The sequence below is a fragment of the Pseudomonas sp. R62 genome (genome assembly GCF_000257605.1).
Taxonomy (GTDB): domain Bacteria; phylum Pseudomonadota; class Gammaproteobacteria; order Pseudomonadales; family Pseudomonadaceae; genus Aquipseudomonas; species Aquipseudomonas atacamensis.
In genome coordinates this window covers 1027985-1029873 of sequence record NZ_JH635999.1, presented here as the reverse complement: position 1 = coordinate 1029873, position 1889 = coordinate 1027985, and the positions used below count along the sequence as shown (strand labels likewise).

Annotated in this window: 2 protein-coding genes; both read right to left on the bottom strand. The window is 59.7% G+C overall.

From position 1 onward, the window contains the following. Window positions 1-236 (bottom strand): hypothetical protein (locus OQK_RS30600; protein ID WP_038861601.1); only part of this gene is annotated, 236 nt, incomplete at its 3' end. 133 nt (window positions 237-369) lie between these two features. Beyond that, window positions 370-1889 (bottom strand): NEL-type E3 ubiquitin ligase domain-containing protein (locus OQK_RS22960; RefSeq protein ID WP_274380898.1); only part of this gene is annotated, 1520 nt, incomplete at its 5' end.

Genomic DNA, 1889 nt, shown 5'->3' with positions numbered 1-1889 from the left:
GTTTTGCGCTGGGCCGGCGTCGCATCCTGATACCAGGCTGGCAATGCTGTCGCAACCGCCTTGAAGGCTTCGCGCCGTTGCGGCGAAGCGTCGGTCAACCATTGCGGGATCGAAGCTTCGAGAAATTCGCCGTGCAGGCTTTGCGTTGCAACGAGCTTTACTGACTGACTGGCGTCTGCCGGCTGATCGGTCGACGCAGGCTGCGTCGACACGGGTTTTGGGGAAATAGCGATCATGGTCACTCCTTGTTGATGGAGCGTTCAGCAAACCATGTCGCGTTATCGCTTCTGCGTTATCCGGGTATTGCGCAACCAGCAGTGGTAAGCGGATGTGACTTGGCCTGCCTCGGACCGCCTCAGCAAGGTGCCCTCAGGAACCGGATGTTGGTGGCAGGCGGCCGGGTTGTTCGGATTCCGCAGCGAAGCTGTTCAGCTCGCTGATCACCCGGCGGGTCAGCTCGGCGCGTTTCTGTGTGCGCAGCACGTCCATGGCCTTGCCCAACCTGTTCAGCTCAAGGTCGTATTCCTCGGAACTCAGTTCATTGCGGGCGAGACGCTGATTGAGCTGGTCCCACAGTTGCTGGCGTCGCTCGTCAACCGCAACGTCCAGCGCGGCCATCTCTTGTGGGTGGAGATCTTGCAGGTAAGAGATCCAGTAGTCGCGCTCTGCCATGCTTACGGACAGCGCATCGGTGCCCTCTGCCTCAAGAATCGAGGCGCGGGTGTACTCCAGCAGTTCATCACTCAGCGGGACGTCATAAATCATCGACGCGGGTTGGCCCGGTAAATCGACACCGTCGCCCCAGCCGCCCGTCAAACCGATGCGATATTTAAGGCGCACTTCCGCACGATCCATACCCAGACCGGCGGCTTCAGCCAGCGTCTCGACGCGATCCAGGCGAAACAGTTGCCGCGACAGACGCAGCAACGCCCGACCTCTGGACGCCATTCGATTCAACGGTATGTCACGCAACTGGTGATAGACCGCGACCCGCACTTCCAAATCACTGAATGTCAGAATCCGCCCGTCCGGGCAGGTGCCGTGGGTCTCCGCGCCCTGAAACAACAGTTGCCGCAGTTCGGTATTTTCCTCAGCGGCCTCCATGACACGCCAGACTCTTTGCGTCAGATCGCCTCGCACCAGCCTGTAGTCCTGCGTATCGAGCAACAAGCGCAGCAACTGGAAAAACCGCTCGTGATTCGGCTCTTGCGCCAATTGCGCCCAGAGCTCGGTTCTTCGCGCAACCCACTGCGGATCGCTGTCCACAAGCCACGGATCGCGTGAGCGTGGCGCGACATCGTTGGCTGGGTCAAAAACTTTCTCGGCAGGAAATACCTGCGCATGGGGATCGTCGACAACGCCGCCAGCGTGATCGGTTGGAGCACCGTCTTCGGGAATCCCGAACAGATCACCGAACACCTGACGGTTGATCATCGTCTCAATCTGCGCGCGCGTCATGCCCAGCACATGCGGTATGGCGCGCTCGCGGCTGTAACGCCTGAGGTCTTGCAATGCAGAAAGCGACAAATTGCGATTTTCTGACAGATCCGAGCCTGCGATCAGACCCGAATGATCGCCATCGAAAAGCGCCGTGGGGATTTCCGCGATTGCGTTACCGCTGAGGTTCAGGGCCTGCAACCCGGGCGCCCGCAACACTCCGTCAGGCCATTCGCTCAGTTGGTTGTAGCGCAGATCCAGAGACTCGATCACGCCATAATCGGGCGGATTGAAAACACGAAGTTCGTTGTAACTCAAATCCAGCGTGCGCAGCCGCGAGTTGCCCAGCAAAGGGTAAACACTCGTCGCACTGCGCAAGCTGCAATACTGCATGTCCAGGCGCGTGAGATGACGCATGTGCAGCACCGGCGCAGGCACCGCGCCCAATTCGT